Annotated in this window: 14 protein-coding genes; 7 read left to right on the top strand and 7 right to left on the bottom strand. The window is 52.3% G+C overall.

What is annotated here, in order from left to right:
- Positions 1–25: 25 nt before the first annotated feature.
- A complete protein-coding gene (locus BM231_RS22915) occupies positions 26–580 on the top strand; it encodes a cytochrome b (protein ID WP_093523216.1) in 555 nt (184 codons plus the stop codon).
- A gap of 189 nt (positions 581–769) precedes the next feature.
- Here the strand turns inward: BM231_RS22915 and BM231_RS22910 are convergent, their stop codons facing one another.
- The 3 genes from BM231_RS22910 to BM231_RS22900 form a co-directional block, all read right to left on the bottom strand.
- Positions 770–1,462, bottom strand: coding sequence for a ceramidase domain-containing protein (locus tag BM231_RS22910; protein WP_093523215.1), 693 nt, complete (start codon positions 1,460–1,462; stop codon positions 770–772).
- An 87-nt stretch (positions 1,463–1,549) separates the two neighbouring features.
- Positions 1,550–2,263: a sulfite exporter TauE/SafE family protein gene (locus tag BM231_RS22905; protein ID WP_159437992.1), complete on the bottom strand. Its 714-nt coding sequence runs from the start codon at positions 2,261–2,263 to the stop codon at positions 1,550–1,552.
- Between the two features lie 127 nt (positions 2,264–2,390).
- The gene (locus tag BM231_RS22900; protein WP_109314095.1) at positions 2,391–2,642 is read right to left on the bottom strand and encodes a hypothetical protein; all 252 of its coding nucleotides are present in this window, start codon (positions 2,640–2,642) and stop codon (positions 2,391–2,393) included.
- A gap of 233 nt (positions 2,643–2,875) precedes the next feature.
- On the opposite strand from BM231_RS22900, the gene dsrO reads away from it, so the two are divergent.
- From dsrO to BM231_RS22875, 5 genes are all read left to right on the top strand, one after another.
- The gene (gene dsrO, locus BM231_RS22895) at positions 2,876–3,595 is read left to right on the top strand and encodes a sulfate reduction electron transfer complex DsrMKJOP subunit DsrO (RefSeq protein WP_093523212.1); all 720 of its coding nucleotides are present in this window, start codon (positions 2,876–2,878) and stop codon (positions 3,593–3,595) included.
- Positions 3,596–3,598: 3 nt separating this feature from the next.
- The gene (gene nrfD, locus BM231_RS22890) at positions 3,599–4,582 is read left to right on the top strand and encodes an NrfD/PsrC family molybdoenzyme membrane anchor subunit (RefSeq protein ID WP_093523210.1); all 984 of its coding nucleotides are present in this window, start codon (positions 3,599–3,601) and stop codon (positions 4,580–4,582) included.
- A 12-nt stretch (positions 4,583–4,594) separates the two neighbouring features.
- A complete protein-coding gene (locus BM231_RS22885; protein ID WP_093523208.1) occupies positions 4,595–7,675 on the top strand; it encodes a molybdopterin-dependent oxidoreductase in 3,081 nt (1,026 codons plus the stop codon).
- A gap of 444 nt (positions 7,676–8,119) precedes the next feature.
- Positions 8,120–9,217, top strand: a complete 1,098-nt coding sequence (locus BM231_RS22880) for a DUF1217 domain-containing protein (RefSeq protein ID WP_093523206.1) — start codon at positions 8,120–8,122, stop codon at positions 9,215–9,217.
- Between the two features lie 421 nt (positions 9,218–9,638).
- Positions 9,639–13,097 (top strand): hypothetical protein, encoded by a 3,459-nt coding sequence (locus BM231_RS22875; protein WP_093523204.1) that lies wholly within the window; start codon positions 9,639–9,641, stop codon positions 13,095–13,097.
- Positions 13,098–13,126: 29 nt separating this feature from the next.
- Here the strand turns inward: BM231_RS22875 and BM231_RS22870 are convergent, their stop codons facing one another.
- Positions 13,127–14,218: a glycosyltransferase family 2 protein gene (locus BM231_RS22870; RefSeq protein ID WP_093523202.1), complete on the bottom strand. Its 1,092-nt coding sequence runs from the start codon at positions 14,216–14,218 to the stop codon at positions 13,127–13,129.
- A gap of 262 nt (positions 14,219–14,480) precedes the next feature.
- On the opposite strand from BM231_RS22870, the gene BM231_RS22865 reads away from it, so the two are divergent.
- Positions 14,481–15,695 carry a serine hydrolase gene (locus BM231_RS22865; RefSeq protein WP_093523200.1) on the top strand — a complete coding sequence of 405 codons (1,215 nt, stop codon included), beginning with the start codon at positions 14,481–14,483 and terminating at the stop codon, positions 15,693–15,695.
- Here the strand turns inward: BM231_RS22865 and BM231_RS22860 are convergent.
- The 3 genes from BM231_RS22860 to BM231_RS22850 all read right to left on the bottom strand — a co-directional run bounded on the left by BM231_RS22860 (position 15,690) and on the right by BM231_RS22850 (position 17,462).
- The gene (locus BM231_RS22860; RefSeq protein ID WP_093523198.1) at positions 15,690–16,091 is read right to left on the bottom strand and encodes a VOC family protein; all 402 of its coding nucleotides are present in this window, start codon (positions 16,089–16,091) and stop codon (positions 15,690–15,692) included. The genes BM231_RS22865 and BM231_RS22860 overlap by 6 nt on opposite strands.
- A 159-nt stretch (positions 16,092–16,250) precedes the next feature.
- Positions 16,251–16,616: a VOC family protein gene (locus tag BM231_RS22855; RefSeq protein ID WP_093523196.1), complete on the bottom strand. Its 366-nt coding sequence runs from the start codon at positions 16,614–16,616 to the stop codon at positions 16,251–16,253.
- A 60-nt stretch (positions 16,617–16,676) separates the two neighbouring features.
- Positions 16,677–17,462: an enoyl-CoA hydratase-related protein gene (locus BM231_RS22850; RefSeq protein ID WP_093523194.1), complete on the bottom strand. Its 786-nt coding sequence runs from the start codon at positions 17,460–17,462 to the stop codon at positions 16,677–16,679.
- Positions 17,463–17,486: the final 24 nt, after the last annotated feature.

Here is a 17,486-nt window from a genome sequence, read left to right as displayed (position 1 = left end):
GCCATAAGAAGAACTGGCAGAAACTATGACTGATCAACAATATGTGCGCTCCGCCCGCATCCTTCACTGGCTGATGGCCCTTGGCTTTCTATCCATGTGGGTGACCGGATACATCATGAAGCTGGACTCTCTGGAAGATACACCGCTGGAAGAGAGCCTGTTTGACCTTCACATTTCTATGGGTGTGACTCTTCTAGGCCTGTTGCTGCTGCGCGTGGTTATCCGCCTGCTCAACACACCACCTGCTTTGCCTGCGGGGCTGACTTCATGGGAAAAAATCGGCTCCCATCTTGGTCACCTGGGCCTGTATCTTCTGCCGCTCGTCACCATGCTGGTGGCGTGGGCCGAGGTTGATTTTGGCGGGCACGGCGTAAAGTGGTTCACCATTGCAATGCCAAAGATTTTCCCAACAATGGAAACCCTTGCTGGCATCAATCTGGAAGATACCACGGCAACGGCGCATGAGCTGCTTGCATGGTCCTTGCTGGCGTTGGTTGCCGTTCACGTGGCTGCTGTTCTCAAGCACAAGTATTGGGACGGCCACGACGTCATGGGTCGCATGAGCCTGCGCAGCAAGTAAAAGGACGCGGGGGAGGGCTTGCAACAGCCCTATTGCCGAGGGCGTGTTGGGGCAGGCCCTCGGTTTCCGCGTCACCTCTTTGCAGATCTGTTATGCTGATTGCAGCGATTGTCGTCATTGCCCACGGTGTGAGCCCAAGTTCAGCGAGTGGTGAGTTCTCCCAGTTTGCAATGTAGTCGCTGGTCTGGATCATCGAGCCTGCCCTTGTGGTGGCATCTTGAGAACCAGCGCCGCGAGGAGGAAGCCGATCATCAGGCCGTTGAGCAGATGCCACATGAAGTGGGTGCCGAAGGCGACGGAAAAGCAGAGGGCCATGTCCACGGTTCGGAACATCAAAGAGATCGCAAAGGTCGCTGTAGCGAGCGTGATATAGGCCCGGGCCGGGTGCTTGCGCAGGTGCATCAGCAGGGTTGCGATAAGCAGGGCGACCATTGCGGGCAGGTATTGCAGGGAGCCGTTGAAGGGATCAGGACCAGCATCAATATCCGTCAATACAGCATCCGAGCTGAACCAGAAAATGGCTGCTGTGATGCCCACTGCAATGGCACTGGCGCGCAACGTGCGGAACAGGTTTTCGCCGGTTGCACGATAGATCACCATGATGATGTAGAAGGCGACAAAACTCCAGATCGGGACAACGTCCGCCAACTCTGACCATGTGTTTGCAAATGTATGAAACAGGAATGAGCCAATGCCAATGGCCGCTGCAAGGGCGATAAGCACTAGCTCTGCGATGCCCGATTTGCCCCGCTTGCGCACCAGATAAAGCGCAACCAGAGCAGCCACAATAAAGCTGAGATTGCTGAGAGCGTTCAGCGGCTCATTCCAGAAGCCCGGTGCAGTTCTCTCGCAATAAAGGTCAATATAGTCAGCAGGAAGCATCGCGATATCTCAATGGAATTCAGAGCCTGAAAGAGCAGGGATAGTAAACCTATAATTGTGCTGATTGTAGGGTGCTACCTGCAATATTCAAGGCATAATCATGGAGATGCCAGAGCCCGCCAAAACCAGATCAATCATCCGGTCATGATGCTTGGAACTGAGCTTGTTCAGGATCGCTTTGGCTGCATATGTGCCGAGGGTGATGGACCCGCCCACCAACGCCCCGCCAATGAGGATGTCTGTGCTCATGACATTGAGATAGCTGAAGGTCGCGGCCTTGGAGCCGAACACGAACAAGGATGCCGCCGCTTCTGTCGCGATCAACGCGCTTTTGACGAGACCGAAGGAGGAAAACACCGCAAGGCTCAACGGACCAGAGGAGGCGACCAATCCGGTGATGAACCCGATAAGCGTTCCGCCAAGCATAAGGTGGCTTGGCGTGGAGCCGATGTTTTTGGAACGCAGCAGATAGCGCACCGGTATGAGCACAAGAAAGAACAGGCCAAGGATGGTGCTGCCAATGGATTCCGGTATGGCAATCAGCAGGTTCGCCCCAAGGGCTGCCATGGGAATGCTGGGCACGGCATAGAAAAACACGGCACGCCAGTTGATCTCGCTCCACCACACAATCACGCGCCCACAATTGGCGATGAGTGCTGCAATCGCCATGATGGGAATGGCCGCTTTGGTGCCAAACACAGCCACCAGAATAGGCAATAGGATGATTGATGATCCTGTACCAACAATGCCAGATAAAAGACCCGCAAATATGCCGGAAACGGCAATAATCAATATGCTCAAATGAGTCGCCTTTGGGAAAAAGAAGAGCCTGAAAAAATGTCTGATCTGTATAAGAGCGACGGCCTTATGATGCAATTTGCCTGAAGCGAAGCTGCGTAAAAAAATACAGCTTCGCTCGTTCAAGAGGTTAGACCGGGTTCAGACGCACAGGGTTGGGCGAGAGGGGAGAGACACGTGCCTGATAGGTTGAGGCTTCAGGCGCGGTAAAACGTCCAGAGATTGGGCGTTCGCCACCTCCCGGTGCGGATCGCACCAACGGGATGGAAGTAATGGATGTTTCGCGATTGATGTCCGTCCATACACCAGAGACCCGATGTTGAGGTTGCCAAACGCCTGCAGGCACGGCCTGCCAGGCAGCATTAAGATTGATAGCGGGCATTATTGTTTTCCTTTGTTCACCACGATCATTTTGCTTGTGCAGCATGCTTATCTGCCACTCTCCTATGGACGAATGAGACGCGCATCTGTGATGACTAAGGGCTTGGTCTCTGGTTATGCCCCGCCCCATCTAGGGGAACTCCCCTAAACCCGCAGATAACCTCCCCAATATTTTTGTTGCTGGCCTCCCGGTAGCTTGGGAACAACCCAAACCGTGACACTCCGGGGGGAGACATGAATTCAAGACGTGAGTTCCTCAAACTGGCCATGGCAGGCTCAACGGCTGCTGTGGCGGCGCCGGCAGCTGCAAGCGCTCAGGCAAAGCCCAAGCGCTGGGGCATGCTGGTGGATCTGCGCAAATGCATCGGCTGTCAGGCCTGTACCGTGGCCTGCACCATTGAAAACGATGTGCCGGAAGGCCAGCACCGCACCGCTGTGCCAGTGTACGAGCTGGATGGACCTAATGGCCCCAGTCAGGCCGTGCTGCCGCGCTTGTGTAACCACTGTGATGAGCCACCGTGCATTCCGGTGTGTCCGGTCAATGCGACCTTCAAAACCGAGGAGGGTGCTGTGGTGGTGGATGCTGAGCAATGCGTGGCCTGTGGCTACTGCGTGCAGGCCTGCCCTTATGAAGCGCGCTTCATCAACCACAAAACCGGCGTTGCAGATAAGTGCACGTTTTGTGTGCATCGCACCTCTGTTGGCTTGCTGCCTGCCTGCGTTGAAACCTGCGTTGGCAATGCCCGCGTGTTTGGTGACCTCAACGATCCGGAGAGCGAAATCCGCAAGCTGATGGCGCAGCATGAAACCAAGGGCCTGCGCCCGGAATTCAAGACAGGACCAAACGTCTATTACATCGGGCTGGATGACAGGCTCGCCTCAACTGTTGCGGTTGGTGGCGGTGCGCGTGATCTGCGCCAAGGTCTTGAAACGTCTGCACATGGGGAGGTGTGAGTTATGCCTGCTGTCGATCTGATGTCTTTTGACCATGAAGCCGTTTGGCGGCCTTGGGCGGTCGCTTACTTCTTGCTGGTGGGAACAGGGGCAGGCGCTGCCTTGCTGCTGGCTTATGCTCGTCTTGTGCGCATTGCAGAAGCCAAAGGCGCACTAATTGTAGCCGCCAGTTTTGCGCTTGCCTCTGGTTTGCCACTGCTGGCCGACCTGCACCAGCCTGCACGTTTTATGCACTTCTACCTCGGCTCAGCACCTGGTTCCATCATGTGGTGGGGCAGCTGGTTCCTGCCGCTGTTTATCGTCTCCACACTTCTGTTGGCGTTCATGACAGGCCGTCGTGGCAACGCACCCATGTGCGGCGGCGAGCGCATGCTGACCATGATTGTCGGTGCTCTGGCGCTCTGCATTTTAGGGTACACCGCCGGTGAAATGAGTGTGGTTGCTGCACGCCCTGTGTGGAACACGCTTGGCTTCCCTGTTGTGCTCATTTTGACTGCCTTGATGAGTGGTGCTGGTGCCACCATGATCATTGACAGCCTGAATGGCGAAAAGGGTGAAGGCCGTTACATGCTGGTGGTCACAGGTGCAGCCACTCTGGTCGCGTTTGGCCTCTGGATGCTGACCGACACCAACCTCTCAACTCTGGCGGCAGACTATGCACCTGTTGGCTTGTTCGGTGGGTTCATCATTGCGGGTGTCGTCGTGCCAGTTGTTCTGGCCGTGAGTGCAAAGGCCTCTTTGCTGCTGCGCGGTGTGAGTGGAGCACTGGCTGTGTTTGGTGCATTGGCCTTCCGCTGGTCCACCTTCAACGGCGCGCAGCTCATGTCCAAAACCGAGACTGCATTTTACGGTCATGAGGCCGCCCTGTCTCAGGATGCTCTGCGCACGCTGGCTGGGTCTGCTGGCCTGCTGATCCTCAGCCTTATCTTCGTGACGCTTCTCATCAACCTTCTGGCCGTGCGTGCCAGCAAGCAAACTCAAGCCTAAGGAGAGCCAGTTATGACTATTTCTCGCCGTGGTGTTCTTCAAGGCGCAACCGCTCTTGGCGCAGCTGGCGCTGCCTTCTGGGGCTTTGCTGAAACAGGCAAAAATTTTTACCAAGGTGTAATGGGTACAGCGCAAGCCAAAGGCATTGCAGGGGGCGCTTTGCCGCCAGAGTATAAGGTTGATCCAGCAACAGGAGAGGTGATCCTCAATCCTGATCAGCGGGTCGGCTACACAATGTGCATGGGCTGTACCAGTGTTTGCGGTATCCGTGTGCGGGTGGACAAAGCCTCTGGCGACATTCTGCGCGCAACCGGTAACCCCTACAGCCCACTCTCCACCAATCCGCATATTCCATATGACACGCCAATTAAAGAGGCGATCACTGGCCTGTCTGCCTATGGTGAGCAAGGCCTTGCCGGACGCTCCACCGCTTGCGGTCGCGGCAATGCAGCCATTGCCAAGCAAAACAGCAAGGAACGCATTCTCAAGCCGATGAAACGCGTGGGAGAACGCGGCAGCGGCCAGTGGAAGGAAATCTCCTGGGATCAGCTGATTGAGGAGACCGTTGAGGGCGGCGACCTGTTTGGTGAAGGCCCTGTAGAAGGTCTACGTGCCATCCGCGATCTAAAGACACCGCTTGATCCGGAAAATCCAGAATACGGCCCAAAAGCCAACCAGCTTGTGGTGATCCCGGTCTTCAAAAACGGTCGCCTGATGATGGCAGCTCGCTTTGCCAAAATGGCTTACGGCACCCGCAACTTTGTGGGGCACCGCTCCTACTGCGGCCTGTCCATGCGGGCTGGCTATGCGGCCATGTTGGACAACCTGAAGAAACAGCCACACCTGAAGCCGGACTATCGTCATGCCAAGTACATGCTGTTCATCGGCACCGCCCCCGGCAATGCAGGCAATCCCTATAAGCTGCAAGGCACGCTGATGGGTGCTGCCCGTGGGCGTGACGGGGTCAAATATGCGGTGGTGGATCCTGTTCTCACCAACTCTCAAAACCATGCGTTTGGCAAAGACAACACATGGGTTCCGATCAGACCGGGCACCGACGGGGCGCTGGTGATGGGCATGATCCGCTGGATTATGGAAAACGAACGATACGACGCCAAGTTTCTGGCTCAACCGTCCGGCGCAGCAGCTCAGACGGCAGGGGAGGCCAGTTGGTCCAATGCAACGCATCTGGTCATTGATGATCCTGAGCATCCAAAAGGCGGCTCATTCCTGCGGCAAGGAATGGTAACAGCTGACCTGGAAGAAGATGCTCAAAAAGCACCAATGTGCCTTGATGCGCAAACCGGAGAGCTTTCTCCTGCAAAGGGCCGCCCTGCCACACTGTTCCATCAGGGAACCGTGAGACTTCTGGATGGTTCTACTGTGCCCGTAGCCACCAGCCTCAGCTTGCTGCGCCGGGAGGCACTGCGTAAAACACTCGCCGAATATTCTGCAGATTGCGGCGTGTCGGAAGAGCGTATCATCTCCTTGGCACGCGACTTCACCAGCGTTGGCAAACAGGCAGCTGCCGATTGCCACGGCGGCACCATGCATGCAGCAGGCTTTTATACCGCCTATGCCATCGTCATGCTCAACGCGCTGGTGGGCAACCTCAACGCCAAAGGCGGCACCACAGCTGGTGGCGGTCGCTTCAAAGATGTGCAGAAAGGTCCACGCTACAACCTGCTCGCCTTCCCCGGCAAGGTGAAGGTGAAAGGCGTTGATGCAGGCCGCGGTGGCTTTGCTTACGAGAAAACCAGCGAATTCAATCGCTTGATTGCCGACGGCAAAAGCCCATATCCGGCACAGGCGCCATGGCATTCCTTTACCCAACCCATGGGTGCGCAATGGCTCACCTCTGTGTTGGAAGGGTATCCTTACAAAGCCAAAGCCGTGATCACATGGTCCTCCAACCCGGTCTACGGTGTTGCGGGCATGGAAAACGACGTCAAAGAGAAGATCAAAGACACCAAGCGCTTGCCGCTGTTCATCGCCATTGACCCGTTCATCAACGAAACTTCTCGTTTTGCAGATTATATCGTGCCGGACCGTGTGTTCTACGAGGCATGGGGCTGGGCGTCTGCCTGGGGCGGTGTGCCAACCAAGGTCTCAACGGCCCGCTGGCCGGTGGTGGATTGCCAGACTGGCAAAACACCAGATGGCCGCCACATGGACATGGACAACTTCTTCATCGACGTGGCCAAACGCATGGAGTTGCCGGGCTTTGGAGAAAAAGCCATCCCGGATGCCGACGGTAACCTGCACCCGCTGCACCGTTCAGAGGATTTCTGGATGCGTGCTGGGGCTAACGTGGCATTTGATGGCGGCGCAGTGCCGGAAAGTGATGATACCGACATGACGATCACCGGCGTGGATCGTATCCGAGCGGACTTGGAAAGCACCCTGAAGCCAGATGAATGGCGTCGTGTTGCGTATGTTTACAACAGAGGCGGCCGTTATGAAGACGCGGTGAAAACCTACAAGGGAGAGACCTTCGCTCGTTCCTACAAAAAAGGTATTCAGATCTGGAACGAAACCGTGGGCATGGCGCGCAACTCCATGACCGGCAAAAAGTTTGTTGGCTGCCCCACTTGGCAGGCGCCAAGCTTTGCCGACGGCACAAAGGTGGACAAAGCCTTCCCGCCGGATCTGTGGCCGTTCCGCGTTGTCAGCACCAAATCTCAACTACGTTCTTCCAGCACCGGAGGCAATCCGTATTTGGATGATCTCAAACTCTCCAACGCCATCGCTATAAACACGGTGGATGCGGACCAGCTTTCCATCAAAACCGGAGATTGGATCACCGTCATCTCCCCAAGCAATCGCATCAGCGGGCAAGCCTTCGTTCGCCATGGCATCGCACGGGGCGCGATTGGCATCGAGCACGGCTACGGCCACCGCGAACTGGGCGCTCGCACCCACAAGATCGGCAAGGTCATTCTGGAAGGTCATTCCAACCGGGGCCTCGGCACCAACAGCAATGATCTGGGTTATACCGACCCAACCAGCAAACGCCCGGCCCTGCTCGCCGACCCCGTCGTCGGCAGCATTGCCCGCCAGGCTCTCCCCGCGCGTATAGAAAAAATGGGCTAACCGAACACCTCCGGTTCTCGGAAAAAGAATGCGCCAATAAAAAGACATCAGGCACCGCCCCAGTGGTGCCTGATAACAACAAACAGCCAAAGCAAAACGTCCCTCCAACTCGGTATGAGGCACATCCCGGGCAGAAAAACTCTCACGACCCTCGCTTGAGTTGGCGGGGGTCTTTTTTTGAGGGAGAAGGAGTTCGGGGATGTGAGGCGATTCTCCAACAATTATCGAAACACCACAAGGCGCTCCCAAAAAGCAGGTTATAAGGCTGGGTACCGCGCAGGACCGAACTCTGCATGGCTCGTGCTTGCCGCCTGAAGAACAATCATTACAACAGCTTAAATAAACCAACGCGTTGAGAATATCCGCACTAAGGTTCATCAGGTTCAGACAAGACAACCGAGTCAGACTACCCCAAACTGTTTTTATGTAATCGGGTTCAATTCAATGGATACTAACCTTCGTTTCTCAATGCTTAATCGGGATTTGCCTGGTGCAAAGGATCGAACAGCCAAAGATCCAATAATTGCCCGTGAAGTCCAATACTATGAAGAAAATTTTAGCAAGGTCGAGACGGTTGATGACCTGCTCAACGATTATCGGCTTTACACCTTTGTAATGAAAACAATGGGTTTGGAGGACATGTCCTACGCAAAGGGCATGGTCCGGAAAGCTCTTGTCGAAGGCACTGAAGACCCCAAGGCGCTCGCTAATACGCTCAATGATAAACGCTTCAGAGAACTAGCAGAAGCGTTCCCATTTAACAAAGATGGCACGATCAAAGGAAAGTTTGATTGGGACAGTAAAGCTTTGGATCGGAGAATGGCGCTCTGGTCCAACACGCCGGGGCAAGAGATTGACGACGTTGATCGGTTGGCTAAATATTATCAGCTAAAAATGCCAAGGGATGTACTTTTCTCCACACAGATTCTGGCTGATCCTGCTTTATATGAAATTATAACGGTCGCGTTTGATGTCCCAGAAGATATCATTAATGGCCCGAAGAGTGAGCGAATTGATTGGTTTGATGAAAACATCGATATTGAGGAGTTGAAGAAACCGGCAGAGCTGAAGGATACAATCGCAAAATATCGAGATAATCTGGAAGTACGCGAGGCGGAAAGAACTAAAGGTATTGTTGAACAGTACATCCAAGTTAATTTCGAAGAAGAAGAAGGTGAGCAAAATGATGGTGTCAGGCTTGCTCTCAACTTCCAGAGAACGGGTGGCAACATAACAAGCGCCTACGAGATTCTTGGGTCGCCAGCATTGTATCAGGTTGTTCGGACCGTACTAGGTATGTCTGAGTCTATGGTTGGCACAGACATTGATAACCAAGCCGCGGTAATTAATGAGAAATTTGACATTAAGAAGTTTCAGGATCCAGAGGAAGTTGAAAAATTCGTCAAAAAGTTTGTGATCCTATACGATGCTCAAAATGGAACCGGCGGGGCACCGACAGTGCAGCTGTTTGCTGGCAATCCTATAGCTGGAATCTCTGAAAGTGCACTGACGGCCGTTAATGCTCTGAAATTCGGTGGTTAGGTTCAGTTTGATTTTGATAGTGGGAGTACCTTCTCCCGTTTGACTGATGCCAAAATCGCAAATTCAATTAGTTTTAGATACCAAAATGCCAGCGAACGCATACAGCAATGCTGGCATTTTTCTTAAGTAACTCCCTGCTTTTTCCGAGAATCTCTTCGACAAGCTCTTGCAGATTTTCGTGATGTGGCCTGGGAGTAATGTGCTTTGAGCAGGAATGGTCTCACTTGGGAGGCTCGGTGCAAATGTAATGCATCCTACTCGAGCGATCTGCACCGCTGTATGTTCAGCAGAATATCCTCAATTTCCGCGACATCTCCTTTTTAATAAACATTCGCTCGATAGAGGGAGATTAGTGAAACATTATCTCATGGCGTAGGTGATATCCCGCACTTAGGTATTTTAGTGCGCCAAGAGGTCCGTTATGGCTGGTTCCGATATCCCTTCCGGTTCGAATGAAACTGCTGGTACTCAAAAACAGTCCAGTCAGGTCGATGCATGGGCGAATGCCATGCTTAAAGTCTGCAGTATTGATCCCTCCGAGGCCGATACTGATTCCTCCTACGGAGATGAAGTGCCAGAGGCACTTGAGGTGTCGCTTGATACGGCAGAAGGCGTTCAGGTTGCGGTGGCACAGGCTTATGTTGAGTTCGGAAGTCTTACGGAAAAAGCCCATCTGATCATCGACAAGGAACAGCTCAAGATATTCGAGAATTTTGAGCAGAAAACCGATGACTATCTGAATGAAGCAGAACTTGCGGCTGTTGGTGAAGACATTGATGCTGCAAATGATTGCCTCGACAACGCAAAGCTTAGCTTGAAGGGCATGAGTGATGCTCTTGATCGTGGTGTTTCAACCGCGCTCAGGCTGGATGGCTATGTGCAGCAAGTCTCTGATTTGCTTAAAGAAGCCGGTACCTATTATAAACAGCGTAATAAGATCCCCTATGAAGAACAGCTCTCTGACCTGCTGAGCTATCAGACCATGGTGGAGACGCTGGGGCAGGAAGCCAAGCTACTCATCTCTGAAAACAGTATTGCGGATGCCAAGACAGCCATCGAACAGATGAAGGCTGCCATCAGCAACATGCCTAAGTGTTTTGAAGAGCCTAAGAACGCCAAAACTGCGAAGAAAGCCACTGCGGATGAGGTGGAGTTCGGGCTGGTTTCAAAGGGTGCGCATGCAATGGAGGACGTTGATTTCCTCGATGATGTGTTTGGAGAGGAGATCGCACTTGCGGAACGGCAAGATGCAATCTTCGCCTTACAACAGAAGCTGGAAGAAGACCACAAACAAGACAAGACAGGTTGGTCCAAAAAGTCTGTGACTGAGTTTGAAGATGCCTATCAGGTTGCAAAGAATGCGGCGGCTGGTGGGCACAAAATGGCGACGGATCTCTGGCTTGATTCAGATGTAAAAAAAGCCCTGCCCAAGATTGATAGTTTGATTGAGACTAGCCGAACCATGCACATGCGCATGAAGAAAATCAGTCTGACCGCGCAAGGGCATAATGATGCTGAAACAGATGAAATCATCTCCGCTGAGAAGGAAACAGCAGGTGATGTGCTTGAGAACCGTCTGGCACGGTTGAGGGGAGATCTGGAAAGTCTGAAGACAGCTATCAATACAAGCAATGCGAATTGGCGTCCTATTTGTCAGCATGTGAATGGACCAGAGTTTGACACCCTCTATCAAGGCGCCTTGTCAAGTTATGAGGACGGTTTGGCCTGTTCGCTGGAGAAGAGAGAAGACAAAGAGGCGCATTGCGAGCAACTTCAGCAACACGTATCCCAAGCTAAGTTCAGTTTGGTGCAGATGCAGCAACTCTTCGCGAAAGCTCAGGAAATCCGCAATAACGACATTTCCGGTATCAACATCAAAGCGAAAGAAGCTACTGGAAAACTACAGGATCTGGCGAAACGTCGGCCTGAGGTTGAAGCATGGAGCGTTGATCTTGGCGGCTTTGATCAAGCCCGTACCTTAGCGGCTAAAGCACTTGAAGCGCTCAATGTGGCTATGGCTGATAAAAAAACCTCAGTAAGCATTGCTGCGGTGAACGCACTCAATAGCCAAATTGCCGACATGCAGGACGCGTTTGATGCTGCGGCAGCTGAGATCCAACGTATTGGTGCGGACGTGAAGTTCCGTCTCAAGAACATTAAAAGCGTTTTTGCCAATCTTGCGGCTCGCAAAGAAGAGCTTAAGAAAAAGCCCAAGGAATTTGCTGAGTTTTACAAGGCAAACAACGAGGCCTTTACTCTTATCACACAGGATCAGGTTGTTCTGTCCAATCAGGATAAGAAGGGGGCTGAAGATCTGCTGGCTGGTGTTGAAGTTGCGCTTGGCAAAATGCGTGCCTTGCTTGGCATGCCGGATGCCGGAGAAGGTGGTGTGCAAAATGATGCTTCAGGCCGTATGGCAGAATTACAACAGGCCGTGCGTGACAAGTTTGGTCAGTTGAAGCAGATTGAAAAGTGGGCTCGTGAGAACCCCGATGTGGAAGGTCACTACACGGATTTTGCGAACACCCATGCTGATGCCGAAGAACACTCCGAAATGTTCAACGTAGGGCTCATTGAGCTTGGCAATATGGACAGGAAGGTCGTCGAGAATGCCCTTCGTGCTATTGATCAGGACCTGGATGACATGGACAACATCTTCCAGGCTGCCAGAGAGCAGATGGAGCAGCTGAAAGGTACTGATGCAATTGAAGGCGAACTCAATGCGAAGTCTGACCTTCTGGAGCGTATCAGAGCCTACAATCCTGAGATTACCAAGTATGAGGACAAGTCTGGCCGGTTCGAGGATGCAGGTGAGAAAGCGTTCTACAAAGGCACCATCGCCAATCTTAAGGAATGCCTGCTAACAGCCTCAAACTTCTACTACAGAGATGAGGATGCTAAGGGGGAAGCTGAGCTGGAAAAGGTCGAGGTCTACTTCGATAGCCTTGATAATTCTCTCGCACAAGCAGAAGTGACGCGACAGGAAGTGGCTGGTTTTAGACATATTATGGATATGGCTAAGCAATCGCTTGCTGATCTGGAGGCCAGAGAACAGAATCTGAAAACCCGGTCACAACGTAATGCATTTGTTCTTGATGCTGCGGAAGTGAGGAAGCTTTTAGCTGATATATCTAAGTGTATCGGTGATGGAGATATCAAGCCAATTCGAGACCTCATTCCACTCCTGCAAGCGGCCGTTCAGAAAATGGAAGGTGGCTTTCCGAAGTCAAGAGGCGAGAAAGTTAAGGCGGCACTTGGGAAGAAGAAGAAGGGAACTTTCGAAGACGAGTTGGCTGCCATGCAACAGCGTCAGGCTGCTGCTGAAGCAGAACGCCGTGCACACTCTGATGAGCATCTGAGTGAAGAAGAAAAGCAAGCCAAGGCCATTAAGAAAGAAATCTGGGATATGGAACAGATTGTCTACAAGGCTTGCGAACTTATGGTTAGCTTAAACAAAAAGTTTGAGCCAGCTGAAGCTGACCTAGGTCATAGAGAGAAAGCGATCGAGAATGTTATAACAAAGCAAAAGCTGGCAAAGGAAAGTGCTCAAAGTGCAAAAGAAAAGCAGAAGCTAGCGAAAGAAATTGCTCAAAGTGCAAAAGAAGAGCAGAAGCTAGCGAATGAAAGAGCGCCGCTTAAACAGTATTTTAACAATAGAGAAGCATTTAAGGCACTCATTGTAGAGATTGGCCAGCTCCATCGTGACCAAAAGATTGAAGAAGCCTGGGCGCTTATTCCTAAGATCAAGGCAGCCGCTTTGAAGATGGAAGATGAGTATCCAAAAACCAGATCTGAAAAGGCGAAAGCCGCACTCGGCAAAAAGAAGAAAAAGGACTTCTTCGGCGATGATGTCGAACCCAAAGGCGGTAAGAAGAAGTAACCGTTTAACCCACCAAGAGGCGTAACTTACTACGCCTCTTCCTCCAGTCGCTTCCTTAATGCATATTTGACGAATTTGTTGGGTTTGGAGAGCAGGGACTTGAGGTGCCTGCTCTTTGAGATTTCGTGTTGGAGTTTGTAGAGAATCTCTGCGCTCTCGGTGTCTTCAATCCGCATGGCCTGATCAAACAGAAGCCCGAAGGCATGGCCCAGGGCTTTTTTGTTGAACTTTTCCTTGTTGTTGAGCAGGAAGGCTTTAACCTGATCGATATCCATGGAGTTCAATGGCTTACGATCCACGAAGGCCTTTTTGTTACAGTAATAGTCTTGCCTTGCGGAGATGAGGCGCTCGCGAACAAGGCGTTCATCTATGGCTTCCAGATCAAATTCATCTACCATCTGGTCCACCGGGTCACGATGCCCGGCGCGGCGTTGCTGCACGCTGATCTCTGCAAGGCGTGTGATGTAAAAATGCTTCCAGAATCTGTTGGTCAGATCACGCTTGTCCGGAAAACCGCGATAGGCAACAAGCCGTTCTGGCAGGTTGGCAAAGGAGTATCTGTCCTGTGCCCTTAACCAGAGGTCATAGTCCTGACAGATGCTGAAGATCTCGCGATAGCCTCCAAGCTCCACAAGCGCACGGCGACGCATCATCATGGATGGGTGCACGAAAGTGTTCTGGCCGCGATCCAATTGCGCTTTGATCTCGAAATCATCCTCGGGGAACTCAAAGGATCCTGTGACTTTATCATGGTCGTTGATGTGGTCGGCAAAGGTGCCAAGGAATGAGATGTCGGGGTTTTCTTTCAAAAACTCAATCTGCTTGGCAAACCGCTCTGGTCTGCACAGATCATCGCCATCCATACGGGCTATATAAACTCCACTGGCCTGTGTGATGCCAAAATTCAGGGCGCCAGCCATTCCGAAATGAGGGGAATGCAGCAGCTTGAACCGGTCATCGACAGTGGCAATGTCTGCACACACGTCCTCTGATCCATCAGAGGAGTGGTCATTGATCATCAGCACTTCGAAATGAGGGAAGCTCTGGTACTTTAGGCTCTGCAATGCGGGCAGCAGATATTTGCCGCAATTGTGAACCGGAAGAACGACACTGATCTCCACAATACCAACCTCTTGGAATGCTCGGGAATCTGCGAAAGGGCATGCGGGCCAAACCTAACAGCTTCCGAGCCCGGTTTATTCTGGCAGATCTGCTTGGTTATAGAGCGAGGTATGATTTGTTCTGAGGCGACTAAGTATCCGCCTCTCAGGTTGCCCAACTGTGGCTTTTTGCTAAAGAAAGAAGACAGGCTTTGCCAATCTCATGCGCTCTCTTTAAGAGAAGAGGGACGATTCCCAGCTGGCTGACCTGAGGCGATTTGAAATGCGCACCCTGAAAGAGATGTTTCTTGACCCTATCCTGAGCATAAAGGATGCGCTGGAGAACCTCTCCCCCGCCAAACGGATCACGCCTGAGATGATTGCCTTGCGCAACACGTCTGACATGGATCTCCTCTTTCAGCTCTGGAATGGCAATGGAGAAGACCTGTCCATGTTCACGGCTGGCTTCCTTTCGCTGGTCGGAGAGCAGGGGCTGAAGCGGTCTTTGGAAGATGCGCTCGCCGCTTACGGAGCAGCGCAAGAAATCAGCAAAGAAACGCAAAAAAACGCATTTCTCGTCAAAACAACGCACTTTAAGATCGTCGTGCTGTTGGAGCGGGAAAGGTCTGGCAAAATCAAAGGCTTATTCATAAGGCCTGCGCTATATCAGGTTGAAGATCTTGATGAGTGCTTGTCTTTGATGCAAGAGATTGTCGGAACCTCCAGCCTCCTCATTCGCAAAGATGGCGTAGAAATTTTCAGCAAAAATGCAGATCAGCCACTGGCGATTGGTCCGGCTTACAAGCTGTTTGTGATGCAGGAACTGGTGCGACGCGTAAAGAGCGGCGAACTGAAGTGGAACCAGAAGGTTCGGCTTGAGAAAGATCTGGAATCTCATCCAGTTAGCAGCCTTTACGCCAAAATGAGTGGAGGGCTGGTGACCTTACAGGTGCTCGCGCAGCACATGATGGCAGCCTCTGATAACTCAGCTGCGGATGTTGTTCTTAACCTCATCGGCACTAAGGCACTGGAAACACGCGAAGAACGGGCGCCATTTCTAACATCTCGCCAGTTCTATCAACTCAAGGCGGATCGTGCTCTTGCTGATAAATACGGTCAGGCGGATGTTGCTAAGCGGCGGAAAATTCTGGAGAAAATCGAGGAACGTCCGCTACCGGCGATTGAAGATGTGGCAGACCCATACCTCACCGGAGTGGAATGGTATGCAAGCGCAGAAGAACTTTGTGATGTGATTGGCGAAATTGCTGATGACAAGGCGATGCAATTCAACCCTGGCCTCGCGGAAAAGACGGATTGGCAACGCATTGCATTCAAGGCTGGCAGCGAGATCGGTGTTCTGAATTTTACTTATGATCTCATAGGTTTGAATGGAACACACTGGCAAGTCGCGCTGACGTGGAACCACGATGATATTCTGCCGGAGGGCAAGCTGCTTGGCCTTACCAACGCACTGCTTCAGGAGCTGAAAAAGCTATAGCTTGTGCTGCACCATGTCTTCGGGCTGCACCATGTCTTCGGGCTGCATCAGTTCAACGCGGTTGCCGAAGGGGTCATAGGTGGTTCTTCTCAGGAAGCCAATGAAGGTCGGGTCCTCTGAAACCTCATAGCCCGCATCCCGCAGGTGCTGTGTGAGTTTGATGATATCATCCACCACGAAAGCCGGATGCCCCACCTTGTTGGCGACGAACGGGTCTTGCACGGTCAGGTGCAAATTGACAGAACCCACGGAAAACCAACCACCTGAACGGTGCCGTATGCTCTCAGGTCGCTCAATCTCTTCAAAGCCCAGCAAGTCTACATAAAACTCACGCGCGAGCTTATCCCCGTCAGGGGCGATTGGAAGGTTGAAGTGCTGCAAACTGAGAATAGTCATTTGCGGTGGCTCCTGTGTCGAGGTGAGCTTGCTTGATTAACTCATCCTCTAACACACACAGGATATCGTGAGGTTTTCGAAAACTCGAAGATTTTCCGTTTATTTATCAATGTCTAAAGCTGAAATTTGAATGCTATTTCAGCCAGTAGCACCAGCAAGTCAGGCTACCTTCTGCATCAGCTCTATGCGGTTGCCAAACGGGTCTTCTGTGAACTTTCTGATGTAGCCCGGCAAAGGCTTATCATCTTTCAAAACAGCGCCTGCAGCGGCAAGGCGGTCGACGGTTTCCTGAAGGTTATCAAGCAGAAAGGCAGGATGGGCTTTCTTGTTTGGGCTGAATGGTTCTTCCGCGCCAACATGCAGATTAACGCTGCCAGCGGTGAACCAGGCCCCGCCACGGCCTTGCAAAGACACAGGCTTTTCAACTTCGGTGAAACCGAGCAGTCCAATGAAGAAGGCCCGAGCTGCTTCTTCCTCATCCACTGGCATGGTCATCTGGACGTGATCGAGCGCAATGATACTCATAGATTTCTCCTCAATTATGGTTTTGGGACGCGCCGCAACCATCCGAGAGGGAAGCGAGCGCTATTTGAAAATAGGTGAGCGCTTTTCAAGAAACGCGTTCAGGCCTTCGGCATGGTTCTCCGAATTTCCAGCCCTTCGCTGCATCTCCGCTTCCCGCACAAGCTGGTCTTCCAACGTGCTATCAGCTGATGCATGAATGAGGTGCTTGGTCATGGCATAAGCCGATGTTGGGCCTTTTGCAAGTTTAGTTGCAATATCTAGTACCTCGCCCTGAAGTAGGTCATCTTCAATGGCTTCCCAGATCAGGCCCCAATCCGCTGCGCGGTCTGCTGTCAGCGGCATGCCTGTCAGCATCAGCCCTTTCGCCCGCACCTCGCCCACCATCCGCGGCAAGTGGAAGGAGGCGCCAGCTCCGGGTACAAGGCCTAACTTGCTGAAAGCATGTATGAATTTTGCGCTCTTAGCTGCGAAAACCATGTCGCAGGCAAAGGCGAGACCTGCGCCAGCACCTGTGGCAACACCGTTCACAGCACACAAAACTGGCTTTTCCATCTGGCGGATCGCATGAATAATCGGGCTGTAATGCTGGGTTAGAACATCACCCAGATCAGGCTTCTCTCCAGCGCTGTCGGGCAGAATGTCGTTGAGGTCCTGTCCGGTACAAAAAGCGCGGCCAGAGCCTGTGAGGATAACCGTGCGCACTTCAGGGTTGGTGTGGGCTTCATTCAGCGCGGTCAGCAAGTCCTGACGCATCTCTGGTGAGAGAGCATTGAGTTTGTCCGGGCGGTTGAGTGTAATTCTCAAAACACCATCAAGCCGTTCTTTTAAAAGGGTTTCCTGCGCCATACTCTCTCGTCCAATGCAATCGAT

It is taken from the genome of Pseudovibrio ascidiaceicola (assembly GCF_900114245.1).
In the GTDB taxonomy this organism is placed as follows: Bacteria; Pseudomonadota; Alphaproteobacteria; order Rhizobiales; family Stappiaceae; genus Pseudovibrio; species Pseudovibrio ascidiaceicola.
The sequence above is the reverse complement of the archived record's forward strand: the minus strand, read 5'-3'. Positions and strand labels throughout refer to the sequence as shown.